Source organism: Vibrio sp. 10N.222.49.C12, from assembly GCF_041475025.1.
Taxonomy (GTDB): Bacteria; Pseudomonadota; Gammaproteobacteria; order Enterobacterales; family Vibrionaceae; genus Vibrio; species Vibrio crassostreae_C.
The window spans coordinates 1-18,297 of the sequence record NZ_JBFRVF010000073.1 but is presented as its reverse complement, the minus strand read 5'-3'; the positions used below and the strand labels follow the sequence as shown (position 1 = coordinate 18,297).

15 protein-coding genes are annotated in these 18,297 nt (G+C 44.5%); 6 read left to right on the top strand and 9 right to left on the bottom strand.

Features of this window, described 5'->3' with window-relative positions:
- Nucleotides 1–22 precede the first annotated feature (22 nt).
- From AB4583_RS19035 to AB4583_RS19010, 6 genes are all read right to left on the bottom strand, one after another.
- Nucleotides 23–1,759, bottom strand: coding sequence for an ABC transporter permease subunit (locus tag AB4583_RS19035; RefSeq protein ID WP_372118794.1), 1,737 nt, complete (start codon nucleotides 1,757–1,759; stop codon nucleotides 23–25).
- A gap of 4 nt (nucleotides 1,760–1,763) precedes the next feature.
- Nucleotides 1,764–3,293: an ABC transporter substrate-binding protein gene (locus AB4583_RS19030; RefSeq protein WP_372118792.1), complete on the bottom strand. Its 1,530-nt coding sequence runs from the start codon at nucleotides 3,291–3,293 to the stop codon at nucleotides 1,764–1,766.
- Between the two features lie 48 nt (nucleotides 3,294–3,341).
- The gene (locus AB4583_RS19025; protein ID WP_372052052.1) at nucleotides 3,342–4,193 is read right to left on the bottom strand and encodes an ABC transporter ATP-binding protein; all 852 of its coding nucleotides are present in this window, start codon (nucleotides 4,191–4,193) and stop codon (nucleotides 3,342–3,344) included.
- Nucleotides 4,190–4,948 carry an ATP-binding cassette domain-containing protein gene (locus AB4583_RS19020; RefSeq protein ID WP_372118788.1) on the bottom strand — a complete coding sequence of 253 codons (759 nt, stop codon included), beginning with the start codon at nucleotides 4,946–4,948 and terminating at the stop codon, nucleotides 4,190–4,192. Before AB4583_RS19020 ends, AB4583_RS19025 begins: the two co-directional genes overlap by 4 nt.
- A 234-nt stretch (nucleotides 4,949–5,182) precedes the next feature.
- Nucleotides 5,183–6,520, bottom strand: coding sequence for an MATE family efflux transporter (locus AB4583_RS19015; protein WP_102321380.1), 1,338 nt, complete (start codon nucleotides 6,518–6,520; stop codon nucleotides 5,183–5,185).
- 209 nt (nucleotides 6,521–6,729) lie between these two features.
- Nucleotides 6,730–7,599, bottom strand: a complete 870-nt coding sequence (locus AB4583_RS19010) for a GyrI-like domain-containing protein (RefSeq protein WP_029235574.1) — start codon at nucleotides 7,597–7,599, stop codon at nucleotides 6,730–6,732.
- Between the two features lie 115 nt (nucleotides 7,600–7,714).
- Here AB4583_RS19010 and AB4583_RS19005 point away from each other — a divergent pair, with 115 nt between their 5' ends.
- From AB4583_RS19005 to AB4583_RS18995, 3 genes are all read left to right on the top strand, one after another.
- Nucleotides 7,715–8,863, top strand: coding sequence for a PLP-dependent aminotransferase family protein (locus AB4583_RS19005; RefSeq protein ID WP_372118783.1), 1,149 nt, complete (start codon nucleotides 7,715–7,717; stop codon nucleotides 8,861–8,863).
- Between the two features lie 262 nt (nucleotides 8,864–9,125).
- Nucleotides 9,126–10,115 carry a rhodanese-related sulfurtransferase gene (locus tag AB4583_RS19000; protein WP_017065056.1) on the top strand — a complete coding sequence of 330 codons (990 nt, stop codon included), beginning with the start codon at nucleotides 9,126–9,128 and terminating at the stop codon, nucleotides 10,113–10,115.
- A gap of 201 nt (nucleotides 10,116–10,316) precedes the next feature.
- On the top strand, nucleotides 10,317–10,574 hold the full coding sequence (locus AB4583_RS18995; RefSeq protein ID WP_010432560.1) for a YdcH family protein: 258 nt from the start codon (nucleotides 10,317–10,319) through the stop codon (nucleotides 10,572–10,574).
- A 90-nt stretch (nucleotides 10,575–10,664) separates the two neighbouring features.
- Here the strand turns inward: AB4583_RS18995 and AB4583_RS18990 are convergent, their stop codons facing one another.
- Complete coding sequence (locus AB4583_RS18990; protein ID WP_017068553.1) at nucleotides 10,665–11,927, bottom strand: HAMP domain-containing sensor histidine kinase; 1,263 nt, start codon at nucleotides 11,925–11,927, stop codon at nucleotides 10,665–10,667.
- Nucleotides 11,899–12,567, bottom strand: a complete 669-nt coding sequence (locus AB4583_RS18985; protein WP_017068552.1) for a response regulator transcription factor — start codon at nucleotides 12,565–12,567, stop codon at nucleotides 11,899–11,901. The genes AB4583_RS18990 and AB4583_RS18985 overlap by 29 nt, the downstream gene beginning before the upstream one ends.
- Nucleotides 12,568–12,651: 84 nt before the next feature.
- Between AB4583_RS18985 and AB4583_RS18980 the strand changes: the two genes are divergently transcribed.
- The 3 genes from AB4583_RS18980 (at nucleotide 12,652) to AB4583_RS18970 (ending at nucleotide 17,389) form a co-directional block, all read left to right on the top strand.
- Nucleotides 12,652–13,830 carry a DUF5666 domain-containing protein gene (locus AB4583_RS18980; RefSeq protein WP_017107697.1) on the top strand — a complete coding sequence of 393 codons (1,179 nt, stop codon included), beginning with the start codon at nucleotides 12,652–12,654 and terminating at the stop codon, nucleotides 13,828–13,830.
- Between the two features lie 102 nt (nucleotides 13,831–13,932).
- Nucleotides 13,933–14,460 carry an N-acetyltransferase gene (locus tag AB4583_RS18975; protein WP_170962798.1) on the top strand — a complete coding sequence of 176 codons (528 nt, stop codon included), beginning with the start codon at nucleotides 13,933–13,935 and terminating at the stop codon, nucleotides 14,458–14,460.
- Nucleotides 14,461–14,707: 247 nt separating this feature from the next.
- The gene (locus AB4583_RS18970) at nucleotides 14,708–17,389 is read left to right on the top strand and encodes a hypothetical protein (protein ID WP_372118776.1); all 2,682 of its coding nucleotides are present in this window, start codon (nucleotides 14,708–14,710) and stop codon (nucleotides 17,387–17,389) included.
- 115 nt (nucleotides 17,390–17,504) lie between these two features.
- Here the strand turns inward: AB4583_RS18970 and manA are convergent.
- The coding region (manA, locus tag AB4583_RS18965) for a mannose-6-phosphate isomerase, class I (RefSeq protein WP_372118773.1) at nucleotides 17,505–18,297 on the bottom strand (793 nt) is incomplete at its 5' end.

Sequence of the window (18,297 nt, the reverse complement as noted above, 5' to 3'; positions counted from 1 at the left end):
CCTCAGCGACCGGATCTTTACGTTAGTCATCAAACATCATGTTAATGGCTGCACCCAACAAGATCAGCCCAACAATTGGCCCCATGACTGCTAATGGCGCGCGCTCAATGTATGGAAGGTTCTCTGCGATCATCAAACCCCATTCAGGTGTTGGTGGCTTTGCCCCTAATCCGATGAAGCTCAGCGAGGTCAGACTTAGAGTGATAACCGGTAGCCTCAACATCGCGTGTCTTAACAACGGTGGCAACACATACGGAAGCAAGTAGAAACGGAAGATTCTAAGCTTACTGGTGCCCCATAGTGGCGCGAGGTGTGTATAAGGTTGAGCCTTGGCTTCTACGATCAAGCTTGAGCAGTGTGCAGCTAGCGGCGCCCACGACACCAATACAATCGCGATTAATGCGCTGTTCGGATTCATCCCCGTTAAGCCTGCAACAAGCAAGCCTGCAATGATGTATGGGATACCCTTAGTGATCTCGATAAGGCCTTGGCTAAAGCGGGTGTTGAAACCCATGATGATGCCCGTCACCAAGCTCAAGAACGTTGCCAATATGCCGGCTTGGAAGGTCGCAATCATACCAGAACCAATTCTCGCCAGTAGGTCTCGACCAATGCCATCTGCGCCCAAAGGTGCTTGCCAACTCGGTGATGCCAAGCGTGCGAATTGGCTAGTGTATGGGTCTCGGAATGCAGCCCATACAACGATAGCAATTAGGAAAGAGAAGATCGCAAAAGCAGTGACACGCTTTGCGCGGTTCTGGGTAAAACGAAACGAAGAGTGGCTACTGATGAGCTTGCCGCTTTTCAGGCTGTGGCCAAGAATCAATTGCTGAACAAACAAGCTCATGCTGCTCACGGCAATTGAAAATAGCAGCAACACCAATAAGCCGCCTTGCAGCGTTGGTAAGTCTTGCGCCTTGGCTGCACCAAGAATCATGCGCCCGATACCCGGAATCGAGAAGATAAGCTCAACCGCGACTGCGCCACCAGTTAAGCCAATCACGATCATCGCGATTTGCGGGATCAGACTGCTCAGCGCTCTTTTCAGCGCAAAGCGAATAATTTGATTGGAATGAACGTTGGCACTGAGCCAAGTGATCACCCAAGGTTCATTGAGAACGCGTTGTAAACTGTCTCTGAGTAGACGACTAAACAAGCCACTTGCAGGCAGTGCGAGCGCTAAACTCGGTAGCCAGATATCTTGCCAACCTTGCCAACCATACGGTGGTAGCCAACCTAACCAGATAGAGAACACCAATATTAATACCGAGGCCACCACATACTCTGGCAAGGATATTAATACGGTGCTTAAACTGCTGTAACTCTGCCCTAGTTTGCCCTTCTTCCAACTGCGTAAGGTAGCAAGTAAGCCTGCACCACACAGTACGAAAGTCATCACAAGTGCGCTAGACATCAAGAACAGAGACGTAGATGCTGTTTTTTGAATGCTTAATGCAACCGAAGAGCCATCTATCCATGATGTACCTAAGTCCCCAGAGAAGGCACTACCAACCCAGTCGATTAGGCGCTCACTTGCCGAACGATCCAGCTGTAAATCAGCTCGCACCGCGGCTAAAGCTTCAGGCGTAAGCAGGTGTTGTTGCCCCGCCCTAGCCCGCAGAATAGATTGGCTTGGATCGATGCCTGCAATGTCAGGCATCAAACCAACAAGAATCACCACCACAATCAGTGAGGCGATTCTTGATAGCCAAGGCGTCAAGATAAATAGAGTTCGACGCAGAGTCTCAGCAGATAACATTTATTTAGTTAGCCTGTGTTGCCGGGTTAACTTGTGTCGCTTTTTTGACCTGTGTAGTTTGGTCAACCAAGCGACGTTCACTTGGGTCACGAACGACATCGCTTACACGCTCACTTTCACCTTGAATCACACGTTCGTGAAGCAGCGGGATAGCCGCGAAATCGTTAAGGATTTTTTGTTCAGCTTCGATGATCGCTTGGTGACGCAGCGCACCTAGCGGTTGTAGGTCAGCGTGATTCAGTGCTTTATCTACCTCTTGAGAACAGAACTGGCCAAGGTTGAATGAACCCTTACAACCAAAGTCGCTCATCATGTAAGCCACTGGGTCACCCGAATCTAGAACCGTTGCACGAGAAAGGATAAACGCGTCAAACTTACCAGATAGCGCATCGTTCTCGATCTGAGCATATTCACGAATATCCAGCTCAACCTTGAAACCAGCCGCTTCAAGTTGTTGCTTCAGTAGCGCTGCCACTTCTGGAAGCTCTGCACGGTCGGTAAAGGTACCAATAACAATGCTTTCGCCGTTCGCTTTTAGCGTTTTGTCAACTGCCTGACCTTCAGGTCGAATTGGTTCAGCCCAAGCAAGTGCAGGACCTAATAGACCTTGTGCAATATCCGCATGGTTCTCATAAACGGTATTCACGATTTGCTCTCGGTCCACCGCAGCCGCCGCAACCTTACGCAAGTTAATATCGCTGAATACGCCTGACTTGTTGTTTAGGTAAAGCGTATTGGTACGAGGCATCGCCACTTCATAAAGTAGGTTCGGATCAATGGTCGCGATTTGTGAAACGGGCACTGCTTCAACGATGTCTGCCGTGCCTGTTCTTAGAGCTGCAGCACGAGCAAAGCCGTTAGGAACGTATTCTGCAATCACAGATTCAACCTGTGCTTTTTGACCCCAGTAGCCATCGAAACGTTTTAGCTTCGCGCTGGTTGTACCGTTAATTTCAGTCAACTCAAACGGGCCCGTACCTGCACCCATTGGGCTAACACGGCCATCTTCTTGGTAAGCACTTGCTGCAAGAATCGCTAATTGAGGGCTTGATAAACGGCTTGGTAACAGAGGGTCATCAAAGCTGGTCTTGATCTCTACGCGGTAGTTGTCCATCGCTTTCACTTCGAGATCGACACCATCTAGAATGCGTGGCTTAGGTGCTGCTTCAAGCGCTTTTTGTAGAGAGTTCACTACAGAGTTTGCCGTTAATGTCGAACCGTCATGGAATTTAACGCCTTGGCGAATCGTGAACTGCCAAGTCAGTGGATCAAGATGTTTCCAATCAGTCGCTAGCATTGGTTCTGCTTCTGAGGTTGGGCTCAAGTTGACTAACGTTTCAGCCGTGCTCCAACGTGATAGTTTGAACGCGTCATCAGAAAGTGGCGATAGGCCCGTTCTTGGTGGTTGCATCATCGCAACTCGGATTTCAGATTTTACTGCGGCATCGCTAGACCCTGGTTGAGAGTCAAAACAGCCCGTCAAAGGCAGAGCCAACGCAAGCGTGCAAGCCAGTTTGATTGAATTAAAACGCATAATTATTTTTTCTCTGTAGCTGTATTTTTTTAATAAATAAGGTTGTGTTTAACAAGTAGATTTCGAAAGAGGCTGAGACTCGATCAGCATCTGAGTCGCAGGATGAGCAGGTTTACTCATCACTTGATCGGTCGGTCCGTGCTCCACCATTTCACCATGGTCGAGTACCAGTATTTCTTCACAAAGGGCTTTTGCGGCACCTAAATCGTGAGTAACCAAAATAAGGCGCATATCGCGCTTCTTTTTTAATGAATTAACCAAGTCCAACAACCTTTGGCGATTCACTGGGTCAAGGCTGGCAGTAGGTTCATCGGCCACCAGCACTGCGGGTCTAACGACAAGAGCCCGAGCAATAGCCACACGTTGAGCTTGACCTGTAGAAAGCTGATTAGGTTTCAGTAAGAGCAAACTGGCAGGCAATCCAACGTCTGAAAGCGCCTCTTCAATGATGGCTTCATGATTACCCGAAACATCTAAGTTACTTAGAGGTTCGGCTAAGATCTGTCGAACGGTATAGTAAGGGTTGAGGCTAGTGTGGGGCTCTTGAGGCACCAATTGAATCAAGCGACACACCGTTGCTTGCGCTTTGCTATCGCGAATTGGGAGCGAATAACCGAACAAGTTTATTCGACCAACGGTTGGCGCTTTAAGGCCAAATAGCAGTTCAATTAACGTTGATTTACCGGCACCAGAACGCCCAACAATTGCTAGGCTTTTGTCTTCAACATTAAGGTCTATGTTCTGTAGCGCTTTGAACGCTTTACCACCCAACCAACTTGGTACGGAGTAGTAGTGAACACTCACATTGTCGAACTTAATCTCTATCGGTGTTTGTGTTTCTGAATCAGTCACTGGCATTAATGGCGAGGCTTCTGAGTTTAGTGATAAGGTCGAGCTCATTCGATTAAGTCTCTCAATGAACAGCAGAAAGCGTGAGAGCTCGACTCAAGTGCATGTTTCGGTGCACCGTAAGCCACCACACCGCCATCATCGATGACCAACAACTTGTCACACGCCAACGCGCTATGCAGGTCATGGGTGATGAGTAAACCACCAATTTGACGCTGTTTAACATTGTGTCGAATCAGCTTAAGTATCTCTTGCTCTGTCACGGGATCTAACGCACTGGTTGGTTCATCGGCGATGATAATATCGGCGTTACTCAGCAAGCCAATCGCAATACAAACACGTTGGCGTTGCCCGCCCGAAATTTGGCTCGGGTACAACGGCAAGATGGTTTCTGGATTAGGAAAACCAAGTTGATTCAGCAACTCGGTAATTTGAATTTTTTCTTTTGATTTAAGCTTAGTGCGAGTTCCCGTCAAGGCAAGGCAGAGTTGACCTTCTATTGAAACCAGAGGGTTCAAAGCTTGAAGCGCATCTTGGAAGATAACTGCGGGGCGCTGTGTGGCAGTTCTTTGCAGCATAGGCAAACCACATACCGCTTCACCAGACAGAGAAATATGACCTTCAAACTCGACCGTCTCTGGCAGAAACCCGGCAATAGCGCGAGAAAGCATCGACTTACCAATGCCTGACGGTCCCATGATCGCCAACAGATCACCTCGATAAACATCGAAGTGGATATCTTGGAAAAGGGTTCTCGAAGAGGTTTTGATCGTTAGGTGGTCAACAGACAAAAGTGGGGTGTTCACGCAGATACTCACATATAGATGTTATAACATAACAACTCTATCATTTAGCCGACATGATGAAAAGAGAACATTGAACTGCATCGCACTTTATTTGCTGTTTGATTGACCAATTTTCATTAGGGCGTGTTGACCCTTCGAGGTGATTTTTACCGATACAAAAAAGCACTCACTAAATTTATCGTGTAAAAATAGTAAAGCGCTTTCATAAAATATTACAGGTGGTGATTAGGTTACTTAGTTAATGGCACCATGAGCGGTATCTTCGACTGGGTAACACTTCTGCTTAACTTGTGCGATGAACGGATACAGGAACGCAATACGCCCAAGATAGAACAGAGTAAACGCCAACCACAAACCATGATTACCCCAAATATCGACGGTGAATGCCTGTACCGCTAAGAATACCAACAAAGTCACGATGCTTGAGTCTCTAACCGGACGCGTGGTTCCCGTTCCGGTAAAGATGCCGTAAACCGTTAAGCCAAAGCCAGCCACTAGCGGGAACACAATCAGCCACGGGGCCATCTCTTGGTACAGCGTGACCAGCGCTGGAATATCGGTAAACAAGAAAACAATCATGTCTTTGAATATCAGGGTTAAAAGCGTCAGCGCAGCAATGAAACCTGCCGTCCATTGGAAGTTAAGCCTTAATACTCGATCCAACATTGAAGGATTCTTCTGTCCCACCGCTTTACCCGCAAATACACTTGATGCGTTGGCAATGCCGTCAAACATGTAACTGACTATGAAAGTCACCTGCATCAAGATCGCGTTAGCCGCTAGAACATCGGTACCCAGTTTAGAGCCAGTACGCGCCATCATGTTGAAGAACACCAAGATACAAATGGTGCGAAGCAATAGATCAGTATTCGAAGAGATGATTGTCGATAGGTCTTTCTTGGTCATCTTCGAGCCTTGCAGGAACTCAGAGACCGAGATATTGCTGGTCTTCATCACCAAGGTCACACCAATCGCAAAGGTGGTAACTTGTGCAATCAAACTTGCGTAAGCCACACCTGCGACACCCAAATCGAAATAAAGTACAAACACCGCATCCAAGACAATGTTCAACACATTACCAAACACTTGTGTATAAAGAACGTCTTTGGCTTTCGCCTGTCCCATTAACCAACCAATAATGGTGTAGTTAAGCAACACGAAAGGCGCGCCATAAATCAAAATACTGAAGTAGATATGCGCGTGCTCGGCTACATTGGCTTCAGGCTCTATCACCCACATTGCGCCTTGCCAGATGAGTGGTTGTATCAAGATAAAGATCAAACCCACTAAACCAGACAGCACAAACGGACGCATCAAGCTACCCGCCAAATCAGTGCGGTTTCCCTTACCCAGTGCCATCGCACTTTGGCCCGTGGTACTGACACGGAAAAAACCAAACAACCAATACATGGTGTTCATAATGATGGTGCCGATCGCTACGCCACCAATCAATTCAGCAATACCAAGTTGGCCAATAACAGCGGTATCCACAGCACCTAACAGAGGCTGTGTCACCGTTGAGATGATGAAAGGGAAAGCGATTTTCAGATAATCTTTGTGGGTAATGGTCATATTCTATCGAGTGATATTAAGAACTATTTGCAATTAGAACGAAATGCTATCGTTTAATCCGTACATTGTCATCATTTACTTAGAGTAGATTATCAACAAAGCATCTTTATCTTAGGCCAACTGCATAAAATCGTTAGCTGCTATTGGTTGTGCTAATTTGTCTCAACAAAAGATCAAAGTCTGGTTCAACAAAACAGCACAACCATCGATTAGTAAAAGCTCACGGGAAGGTAGAAATCGAGTTCGAACACTTCATCGGTGTTGAGAAAATGATTCTGATGATAATGCACATACGCGGGAGTCGAGCGCTGTTTGAAACCAGATGTGGGTAGCCACTTTTCTAACACCATACTGATCTGTGGTAGCAGTTCTCCATAGCGGCCATTTAGTCGAAACACAGCGTGTAAGCCGCCCGGAATCACCATCTGATTAACTACGCTACGATACTTAATCGGCTCATCAATCGCGATACACGCGACATAACGACACTGATCCATTTCAACCCAAGCAGGGTTTGAGTGATGCAAACCAAATTGGCTCGAAAAATCACGCTGTTCGGAATTCGCCCACGCTTTCAATATCAACCACGCATTGCGAATAGAGCGGTTATAACCCGTATGTCGAACATAGGCCGCCATGCGTTCAGGCACTTCAACGATCTTGGGTTCGGGCAATACTCGCTGCGCCACATTCAAATAGCCCGCCGCCACTTCGGAATCTTTCAAATAGGGTTTTTCTGCTACTTGTAAATCGTGTTTACGCCACTCGCCCGGAGACATATTAAAGGTCGCTTTAAATGCTCGACTAAACGAAGACACCGAGCTAAAGCCACATTTATGGGCGATCTCGACCACTGACGAGCTGGTATCAAACATCAATTGGTTGGCTGCATACTCCATTCGAGTGCGTCGGATATATTGATGCAACGACTCCCCGACCACGCTTTTAAAGGTGCGATGAAAGTGCTGTTCTGAATAGGCCGCTATCTCAGATAACTCTTTGGCAGACAAAGGCTGACTGATGTCTTGGTGAATATGGAACAGGACATCATTGATTCGCGATATGTGTTGACGTGACATCGTTTAAATAGCATAAATGGACATGTTTAAGAGCATAAACGGACACGCTAGTTTTTACAATTGCCGTGTAATATCAAGCGATAGAATAAAAACGATAAACGACGAGACACAACACATGGAAATCGCACAGTCATTACAACAGATTCAATCTTCATACATTCGAGAAATTCTCGCGGCCGCAAGCGATCCAAATGTCATTTCATTGGCCGGTGGTTTGCCAGATGAGAAAACGTTCCCTATTGATTTAATGAAGCCAACGTTAGAAGACCTAGCGAACATGCCGGAAGTTTTCCAATATGGGTCGACTGCTGGTTATGGCCCTTTGCTTGAGCACCTAACGCAAAGCTACCAATTGCCAGAGTCACACACGGCAATGATTTGTACTGGCTCTCAGCAAGGTTTGGATTTGATTGCGCGTGCGTATGTCGACCCAGGTGATGTGGTTGTCATGGAAGCGCCAAGCTACTTAGGTGCGATGCAGGTGTTTGGCCTAGTTCAAGCAAACATTGCGACCGTGTCTCAAACCGAATTTGGGCCGAATCTAGATGAATTGGAAACATGCTTTGCACAGCAAGCGCCAAAAATGTTCTACGCGGTGCCTGATTTTCACAACCCAACCGGTGTGTGCTGGGCAACAGAAACTCGTCAAAAAGTGGCTGAGCTGTGTATCAAATACAACGTGGCATTCATTGAAGATGCGCCATACCGTGAGCTACGTTTCACAGGCACAGAGCTGCCGTTGGTTTCTTCGTTCTGCCCTGATAACTCTATCGTTCTTCGTTCATTCTCTAAGATTGCATCGCCAGGTCTACGTATTGGCGCGGTAACAGGTAAACGCAGCTACCTTGAACCACTGATCAAAGTGAAGCAAGGCGCTGACTTACACTCAAGTGTACCCATGCAAGCGCTGCTTGTTGGTCTTCTAAAACATGAAGACTTTGGCGTACACATGGAGAACATTCGCACCCTGTACAAGTCTCGTTATGAAGTGCTGTTCTCAGAGCTAGAGAAACAACTGCCTGCAGATTGCGTGTTAAAAGCCGTCGATGGCGGGATGTTCATTTGGGTTGAGATCCCAGAGTGCGACACCTTCGAATTGGCTAAAACTCTATTATCGAATGGTGTGGCGGTTGTACCAAGCCCAGTATTTTATCCAAAGGCTGATGAAGCAAAAGCTGCACTGCGCTTAAACTTCACTAACGCTAAACCAGAAGAGCTGACTGAAGCGGTGAAACGCTTAGCGGAAGTACTTAACCAAGCGTAATCGCTGATTAAGTAAGACAGATTCAACACCAAGCCCTGCTGTATTTGTACAGCAGGGCTTTTTCGTTCCTCAAACCATAAATCCACAATAAAAAAGGCGTTATATAGCCCTACGTTTGGTTGGTTTTTGTCCCGCACCGCCTTGGTTATACTGCGCCTGATTTTAATAAGCCAACAAGACAGAACTAAGTTGAAATACTCAGTTCTGATCAAAACAGGCAACCGCTCTGGATTTACGTTCCAGCTCGCAGAAAGGAAAAACCATGTCTCAATATGTTGTATGTGCTCTGTATAAATTCGTAGCACTTGATGATTACCAAGAAATTCGCCAGCCACTAACCGACGTGTTAGAAGCCAACCAAATCCGCGGTACTTTGTTACTTGCGAGTGAAGGCATCAACGGTACCGTTGCAGGTAAGCGCGAATCTATCGACGCCCTTCTTCAATGGTTCAAACAAGATTCTCGCTTGGCTGATGTTGTTTACAAAGAGTCGTTCAACGAAGAACAACCATTCAACCGCACCAAGGTTAAGCTTAAGAAAGAGATCGTAACCATGGGCGTTGAGGGCATCGACCCACGCCACGTTGTCGGCACTTACGTGAAACCAAACGAATGGAACGCATTGATCTCTGATCCTGATGTGATTCTGGTTGATACTCGTAACGACTACGAAGTGGACATCGGCACCTTCAAAAATGCTGTAAACCCAAACACAGAAACCTTCCGTGAATTCCCTCAATACGTTGAAGACAACCTTGATCCTAAGAAGCACAAGAAAGTTGCGATGTTCTGTACTGGCGGTATTCGTTGCGAAAAATCAACAGCCTACATGAAAGAGCAAGGCTTTGATGAGGTTTATCACCTTGAAGGCGGCATTCTTAAGTACCTAGAAGAGGTACCTGAAGAAGAGAGTATGTGGGAAGGCGACTGCTACGTATTTGATGGTCGAGTTGCAGTAAACCACCAGCTAGAAAAGAGCGGTTACGATGTGTGTAACGCGTGTCGCCTGCCAATCACTGACGAAGACAAAGCCTCTAAACACTTCGAGAAAGGCGTAAGCTGCCCTAAGTGTATTGATAAGCACAGCGACGAGCAGAAAGCCCGTTTCCGTGAACGTGAAAAGCAAGTTCAACTGTCGAATGCTCGTGGCGAAACCCACGTAGGCGGCGAAGCTGCTCACCTTATCGAGCAACGCAAAAAAGAGAAGCTTGCACACAAAGAGCAGCAACGCTCTGGTAAGAAAGCAAAGTAAACTTTCTGCTTTAAACTCTTATAGTTCTAAACATATAACTATAAATAGTTAGCTATATACATACAAAAGGGCGCAAGTTCGAGGATAATCCTACGAGTTTACGCCCTTTTTTGATCGCTTTACGGCTTTGTGTTTTGAACCACATTTCTTTCGAAAAATTACTTCTATACTGTTAATAATTCGACTAGAGAGGAAGTGCCAATGCTCAATGAAAACCATGCCTTTATCTTAGATTTCCCAGATCTTAAATTAGACATTGTTCAGCTCAACCACGACGACGAAAAATTCAAAGCAGACATGCAGAAATACCACCAACTCGACTACGACATCCGCCAACTAGAAATCTCTGGCAGCCCAATCGATGACGACAGCATGCACAACCTCAAAGTAGAACGCATGGCATTAAAAGACTCGCTACATAAGCAACTTACTCGACATCACGCGCTTAAGATCGTATAACAACTCATATGCTAGTGTGGCTAACTTAGCCACACTACTCTCCTTCTCAATGGGTTCATTTTTTGTAATCGAAACTACCTGCTACCCAACCTAATTATCTACTGAGAAATCTAAGTAAGTACTGAATTGAAGCCCATCATCTTGAGTTTCAAAACTCCAACCCATTCGCTCACAAATTCGTTGCACAATCACTAGGCCACAACCATAGCCAGCATTGTAAGTCTCGTTGCCATCATGACGGTTAGTGATCACTAATTGAGAACCTGTCACCACAATTCCAACATCGCCAATACTGTAGCTAAACGCATTTTTAATTAAGTTATTCAATACAATAGTAATAAAGCTCTCTGGCGCATACACAGTGACAGTCTCTTTGACGTCCAGATCATAACTCGCATCCTGCTTGGCAAACAAAGGCGCCATTTCAAGCAACTGATTCTGAACTTCGACTGCCAAGTCATAGTGACCGAAATAATGCTCATCGATACTCTCTTTACCAAGCAGCAAAAACATCTCAGTCAGCACTCGCATCTGTTCACTCGCTTCTTGCAAGCGATTAATCGCTTTTAACGCAACAGGAGGTTGATTGGGTACTTTAGTTAGCAGCTCTGCCGACCCTTTTATCACCATTATCAGGGTTCTAAGTTCATGAGAAGCAAATCGATTGAACTCTTCTTCCCGCTGAAAAAAACCTGAAATATGATTCTTCGAATCTAAAAGTGTTTGCTCAATATGTCGTGTTTCAGCGTAAGATGTCTCAACTTCAAAACTTGGCTGCTCAGGGTGCATTTGCCCTATTTTCTTTTCTATTTGATTAAGTGGCCTCGACAGCGAGCGTACAACATAGATCCCATACAGAACCATGAAGATGGAGGTTAAGCCACCTAGTATGAGGGTGTAGTTGTGGAGGCTCCTTTCATACTCGTCGAGGTAGTCGTCGGCGTCATCTTGAAACAAGATATACATCAGCCCTTTGCCTGACGGGTGTTCGAATACGTAAAAATGTTTATCTTCTGTACCTAACAGATGTTCATAGAAGCCGGGCTCTTTGTATCGAGCTAACCAATTGGGCAGTTCACTTTCGCTCCAATAGGTTGAAAACTCATTTTCATTCGGCAACAACGCATCTTCGCCAAGCGACTGATATTCAGACGTATAACGGTTAGCTTCAGTGTCTAGCCAGTGATGGAGGCTGATCACTTCCATCTGGTTTTCAGCGATATAAATAACTGTCCAGAAAAGACTGAACATGACCAAGGTCATCAAGCCAAAGCTACGACGGATTTTTCGGTAGATGCTTGGGTAATCGGCGTGGCTTAAGCCGCTATGCTTTGAGTCGGTAACCTTGTCCATGAATAGTCTCTAATCGTGAATGTTCAAACCCTTTATCGAGCGCGTTGCGCAGGCCATAAATATGGCTTCGAAGCGCATCACTGCTTGGCGATTCATCACCCCAAACGGAATCAATCACTTCAATTCTTGAAACAATTGCTGGCGCATGGCGCATAAGGACTTTTAGTATTTTTAACTGGATTCGACTCAACTTAATAAGCCTACCTTCTCGGTATACCTCGTCGGTCTGCGAGTTGAGAGTAATATCGGCAAAACTCTGCTTTCCAATACCTTGACGTGGTCCTCGGCTTGCCAATGCGTTGAGCCTTAAACTGAGCTCTTGCATAGCGAAAGGCTTAACCAAGTAATCATCTCCGCCCGCTTGAAAGGCAGCGATTTTGTCATCCAACCTATCTTTAGCGGTTAAAAATAGAATTGGCGTAGGGCACTGCACCTCTTCTCTTAACTTTCTAACAGCAGAAATGCCGTCCAATTTAGGCATCATGATGTCCATAATAATCACGTCATAATAATTCTCAGACGCTAACTTCAATGCCGCTTCACCATGATAAGCACAATCAATCACCATCCCTTCCAACTCTAAGTAATCGGCAATGGTTTCTGCAACATTGTGGCTGTCATCAACGATCAAAACTTTCATCGATTTATTTCACCTTTCTTCACGAGTGCTTCACGTTTGAGTTTATAAGATACACCCTCAATAAACTAAATAAAGAGTATATAGATGAAAAAGTTAGCGCTGATTTCGGTTGTCGGTTTAATTCTAACTGGCTGTGGCGGTAGTGACAGCAATAGCAATGGAAGCAACGATAACAACACGCAAGCTCCATCAGCAATTCAAGGTACCATTGACTCTGTTTCTGGCAACACCATCGTTGTGAATGGTTATAGCTATCAAGTAGACAGTGCGAACTATGCAGGCGAAGATGTGGCAATTGCAGACCTAGAAAAGAACATGATGGTTTCCATTTCATCTAATGCTCGTAGCGCTTCAGCTCACACTAACGGAGCTCAAGTTGGTCTTGAACCGACCATCGTTGGTCTTATTTCAGACGCCAACCATAATAATGGCACATTTAAAGTCAATGGCATCGCATTGACCTTTACAGATCTGTCACGTGAAATTGAAAATGGCGATTGGGTTATGGTCTCTTCTTTACCAACCGCAAATGCTGGCTACAAAGTACTTTCTGTTGTTAAGTTTGAACACTCGAACTTAACAGAGTCGGTTGAAGTTGAGGGTTTGATCAGCGATTTAGATAGCAATGCGAAAACATTCAAACTAGGTGCAAGTCTAAATGTCGACTATTCAAATGCCCAAATCGATAACGACGACAGCACCTATGACTTATCTAATGGTCTTTGGGTTGAAGTGACTGGCTCAATTGCTGACTCTGTATTAAAAGCAGATGAAGTGGAAGTCGAAGATTTTGATGAGATCGATAATGATACAGAAATCGAAGGCATTATTACTTGGGTAGCTAACGACAAATCATCATTTGATTTAAGCTACAAAGGTCGCTTTCTTGTCAATGACAATACTCGTTACGAAGACGGCAACAAGTCAAACTTGACCGTAGGTACAGAAGTCGAAGTAACAACGAAACAAACTAATGGCGAAAATATTGCTACCGAAATCGAATTTGAACACGACGATGATTCACAAGATTGGAATGACAATGACATCGATTTTGAAGGTGTGGTTCAGAGTATCGACGAGCAAGCATTAAACTTTGTGATTAAGACAGCCTCAGGCAGTCAAACCGTATACGTTAACCAAAACACTCGCTATGAAGATGGTCTAAGTTTCCATACTTTACATGGTCAACGTATTGAGGCTGAAGCTTACAAGGTCAACAGCCAGTACATCGCAAGCGAAATCGAAGCAGAAGACAACGACTAACGCATAAAACATCCTTGTTATTGAGTTCAGAAGCCATGCACTACGCATGGCTTTTTTGCATCAAAATAATCCAAACGACAGATAAAAACTACCTTTTTAATTATGTTACTGTTTGCTTATTCAAAGGTGTTTGATAAGGATGTAAACAGAGTGGTAATAGAAGAAGAGAAGATACAATTCCAGCTCGTTTCAAATTCTGAATTCGAAGAACTGTTTGCGTTTGTTAAGCAGGGGCTTTTCATACACGTAGATAACGTTTTCGGCTGGGAGGACGACTTCCAACGTAAGCGACTTTTAAACGATTACCATCCCTCTTGGTTTCATTGGATATACCATAAAAACGAAAGAGTCGGACTCGTCTGCTTTAAGCCTTACGGAAACACCTATCATATTCATCTGCTGATCATTTCCCCTCAATACCAAGGTCAGTCTCTTGGTAAAAAAGCCATGTTACTCATCCACAACAAAGCCCATCAAGAACAACGAAACCAAGTCACTCTGTCGAGCTTTAGAAGTAACACTCGCGCCATCAGTTTTTATCAGGCACTTGGCTATCAAATTGTTGATGACAGTGATGCTCACTTTATCACCTTAGCTGCAAAAGTTTATAAAATACAACTAGATATATAATAATTACAATTGATAAGTATGTAAATTACAAGTACCAAACATTCACCATAGATATCACTCGCATATATAACTCCACTAGTTAGATATGTCTCTAGAATAAATACTCCGGCTATTTCCACCACATTCCGCTTTGATACATTTCTCATCAATGGCATTCAATTTATAAATAGTCATATTTATCAATGACATTCTGCCAATTGATTCCAGAGTAGTAAATTTTTATCAATAACTTAATAGGAGAACTAACATGAATGGTCAACGTTCACTGTTAGCAGTGGCAATAGCCCTAGGGATAGCAGGATGTGGTAGCGACAGTTCAAATAGCTCCACAACTGATACTGGCGGTTCAACAGCAACTTCAGCGTCTTTAACAGCAAAGGCCGCTGATGGCTATTTGGTAGGAGCCAATGCGTGTTTGGATCTAAACAGTAATAAAATTTGTGATAAGGATGAGCCAAGTGCCGTAACGGGTGACGATGGTTCGTTTACAATTGATAATCTAACTCAAGAACAACTTGAACAAGGTACTCTGTTGATCGAAGTGGTTGCCGGACAAACCATCGATACCGATAACCCAGGTGTCGTTCTAAGCAAGAGCTATCGCTTAACTGCACCACCAAAATCCGCATTTATTAGCCCATTAACGACTCTGATTCAAAATGAAATAGAGAGTGGTTCTTCGTTAGAAGAAGCTAAAACAGCTATTCAAGAGAAGTTGGGGACAACTCTCGATTTAACGCAAGATTATATCGAAGCCAAAAACAATAACGACTTAGCCGATGCACAAAAAGCGGCTTTTGAAAACCTACACCGCGTTGCTCAAGTTACCGCTTCAGTCATGGCAGAGAACACGGATGCGCTATCAGAAACAGCAGCGGGCGCCGGTATTTCTGTCGAAGCACTCACCGCATTAATTAATGAAGAAGTCACTCGAGTCCTCGAGGAAGTCGTAAAAAATATTGAAGCAGCTGGAGATAACTTCAACCCAAGCGATATTGCTGGCAGTATTAATCGCGATCACATCGCCATTGATGACTCTAATCTCGAAGATAAAATTAAAGAAAATGAGGCAAATAAAGGCTCTAAGCAAGCCGACCTCGCGAAGCTTATCAAAACAGACGGTATCAATTGGTTTGGCGGCGATAATGACACTGGCAAAGATTTAGTAGTTGCCTATGGAACATTGAAGTCTGATGCAGATAACTCAGTTACCGATACCAGTTATATTTATGATTACTTTGCTGAGCAATTTGTTGAGTTTGAATATACCCCTGACACAAATAGCATGGTGTTAGGACAAAACGGTTGGGAAGCGAGCGATGATACCTTAACCAGCATTAAGCCGAACGAAGACGGCAGCTTAACTCTAGAATCTAGAAGCTCGATTTTTAGTGAAGTTGCTAGCGCCAAGCAATTAGATATCAGTGGGCTCAATGTTCGTTCAATCATGGATCAAACGGATGATGAGAACGTTTGGTCTAACATTATGCCAGTAGGTTTAAAATTCCCTGACAACACAACCGCATATAAATTGTCTGTAGAAGACATCAGCGACAACATTTATACCTTTTACAAAGGTGATTGGTGTGCCGAGCACACTCCGGATCGCTATGAAGCGCTCAATAACATGTGTAACGGCATTAGCGCCTTTAAGAATGGCAGCGATACATGGCTTGCCACTTTGGCATCGACCATTGCTGAAGATGAATCAGACCGTCATGACACAGCGTCTAACAATCATGCAGATTTAATTCCAATGGCAGGCATGGAAAATGCTGAAATATTTGCACAGCTGCTCTCTAACGGCACCGTAGTTTATTATACAAGAGCATGGAATTTAGATTCTACATTCTCCAAATTGTCAGAACTCGGTTCGTGGAAAGATGAATCCGTAAATGGCGAGGTATTACGTCAAGTTACGATCCCTGAATCTATCCACTCGCAAGCTACATGGTCTAACTACCAAAAAGAAGATAACTCCGCTTACTTGTCTGTAGTCGAAGGCTTTGTACGTATTACCTTCAAAGAGATCGAAGAAGCTAGTAGTGAGGCTTATATCTTTGACGAAGCAACTAAACAGTTCATTTTGGATAACGCATTAACGCCACAGCCTCTGCATCCTCTGAACCTACAAGCTTGTCTCGACTCACTGCCGGATGCTCAGTTCATCGCTACAGCTAATGACGTTACGGTTTACGATGTGCAACGCACACCTATGTGGGAGCCGGAAGCAGTAACACAGAACCTAACTTATGAGTTTACCTACTTGGGTGACACTTTCTCTTGGCTGAATGATGTTACGTTAGTCACCGGACTTCCAAGTTGGATTTCTAACTTAGCAGGTAGCCTAGAAAAGACGCGTATCGATATAAAAGATTCGCAAGGTGTTTTAATGGGGTATGAGTATTCATATAGCTCTGAAGATCACTATCTAGGTCAAGAGGGCTTTAACTCTGATGACTCACTAGGCTGGGGTTCGGCTAAGGCTGTGTTGCCACTGGCAATTGCTGATAATCAAAAGATTATCAATCAAGTGGTAGATTTCGATACCTCAACCAATGCACCGCTAACATCACAATATGACTATGAGTATGACGAAGTCAGTGGTGAATTCATTGGGATTGAGTCTCCTGGATTAAGGACTGTATCTGTAGAAACGTCATTAGATGAAATTATCAACGGACGACCTTACTTTCTACCCACCTTCAACTACCAAGAAACATACTTAGGTAAAGAAGAAGTCACTGTACCTGCTGGTACCTTTGATGCATGTAAAGTAGAAAGTGAAACACAATTTGAAAATGACGGACCTCGTGACACTCAAACTGCTTGGCTTACAAACCGAGGATCTATTAAGTCCATTCGAGAGGAACAATCTTGGAGTATGTCGATTAATATGGAAGCAACAAGCTTGCCGACTATTAAGTAATCGATAGGCAACATGAACAAGCCAATATGAATTTGGCTTGTTCATTCTTCCATTAGCCCTTTAAGCCAACATCTTCATTCGCAAAACTTGATAGCAATTCCAGCTGAGCACTCACTTAATTAAACGCTCTGGCAACACAGCCATTACTGCTCAATTCGTAATGACCAATATAAGCCGGGATAAATACCGATTGCCCTTTCGTAAGGGTTAAGTGCTCACCTCTTTGGCTCACTAGCGTTAAATCATCATCTATTGCCATCAAAATTTCAGCACCGCTTGTGATCACTTCTTCTTGCTGAGGGCGATGAAAGATATTGAAATCAAAATCACTGACAGGAATATCATAACTATCACATTGACCCAGTTTTGAGGGCGCTAACAACAAGCGTTCAAACGGGATCGGTTTGAACTCTGTACAGGCAACCAACTCGGCGACATCAATGTGCTTTGGCGTTAAACCTGCTCGCAAAACGTTGTCTGAATTTGCCATGATCTCGAGCCCAGTTCCCTTAATGTAAGCATGCGGAGTATTCGCATTCAAATACATCGCTTCACCCGGGTTCAATGTGATCAAGTTAAGAAGCAGAACACAAAATAGACCAATATCGTTTGGATACTGATGACTAAGCTCAATAACCAAAGCAAACTCCGCTTGGTCTTGATGAGCAGCCGCGTAAGTCAGAAGTTGCTCTAATGCTTGATGTTTACGTTGTTCATTCAACGTTAATAGATCGCGGAAAAACGTCTCTAAACCTAGAGAATCAAGGTTATTGCCAAACTGTTCAACCAAACTAGCCAGCTCGCTCGAATCTAACTTTCTGAACAGACCTAATATTTCATCGAACTCTCGAAAGCCATTCATCGCTTGGTATTCAGTGACCGCGTAAAGGCTTTGTTTCCTAATTGGA

Excerpts from the sequence above, each read along its gene's own strand:
- AB4583_RS19035 (WP_372118794.1), bottom strand. The coding sequence starts at position 1,759 with ATGTTATCTGCTGAGACTCTGCGTCGAACTCTATTTATCTTGACGCCT.
- AB4583_RS19030 (WP_372118792.1), bottom strand. The coding sequence starts at position 3,293 with ATGCGTTTTAATTCAATCAAACTGGCTTGCACGCTTGCGTTGGCTCTG.
- AB4583_RS19025 (WP_372052052.1), bottom strand. The coding sequence starts at position 4,193 with ATGAGCTCGACCTTATCACTAAACTCAGAAGCCTCGCCATTAATGCCA.
- AB4583_RS19015 (WP_102321380.1), bottom strand. The coding sequence starts at position 6,520 with ATGACCATTACCCACAAAGATTATCTGAAAATCGCTTTCCCTTTCATC.
- AB4583_RS19010 (WP_029235574.1), bottom strand. The coding sequence starts at position 7,599 with ATGTCACGTCAACACATATCGCGAATCAATGATGTCCTGTTCCATATT.
- AB4583_RS19005 (WP_372118783.1), top strand. The coding sequence starts at position 7,715 with ATGGAAATCGCACAGTCATTACAACAGATTCAATCTTCATACATTCGA.
- AB4583_RS19000 (WP_017065056.1), top strand. The coding sequence starts at position 9,126 with ATGTCTCAATATGTTGTATGTGCTCTGTATAAATTCGTAGCACTTGAT.
- AB4583_RS18995 (WP_010432560.1), top strand. The coding sequence starts at position 10,317 with ATGCTCAATGAAAACCATGCCTTTATCTTAGATTTCCCAGATCTTAAA.
- AB4583_RS18990 (WP_017068553.1), bottom strand. The coding sequence starts at position 11,927 with ATGGACAAGGTTACCGACTCAAAGCATAGCGGCTTAAGCCACGCCGAT.
- AB4583_RS18985 (WP_017068552.1), bottom strand. The coding sequence starts at position 12,567 with ATGAAAGTTTTGATCGTTGATGACAGCCACAATGTTGCAGAAACCATT.
- AB4583_RS18980 (WP_017107697.1), top strand. The coding sequence starts at position 12,652 with ATGAAAAAGTTAGCGCTGATTTCGGTTGTCGGTTTAATTCTAACTGGC.
- AB4583_RS18975 (WP_170962798.1), top strand. The coding sequence starts at position 13,933 with ATGTTACTGTTTGCTTATTCAAAGGTGTTTGATAAGGATGTAAACAGA.
- AB4583_RS18970 (WP_372118776.1), top strand. The coding sequence starts at position 14,708 with ATGAATGGTCAACGTTCACTGTTAGCAGTGGCAATAGCCCTAGGGATA.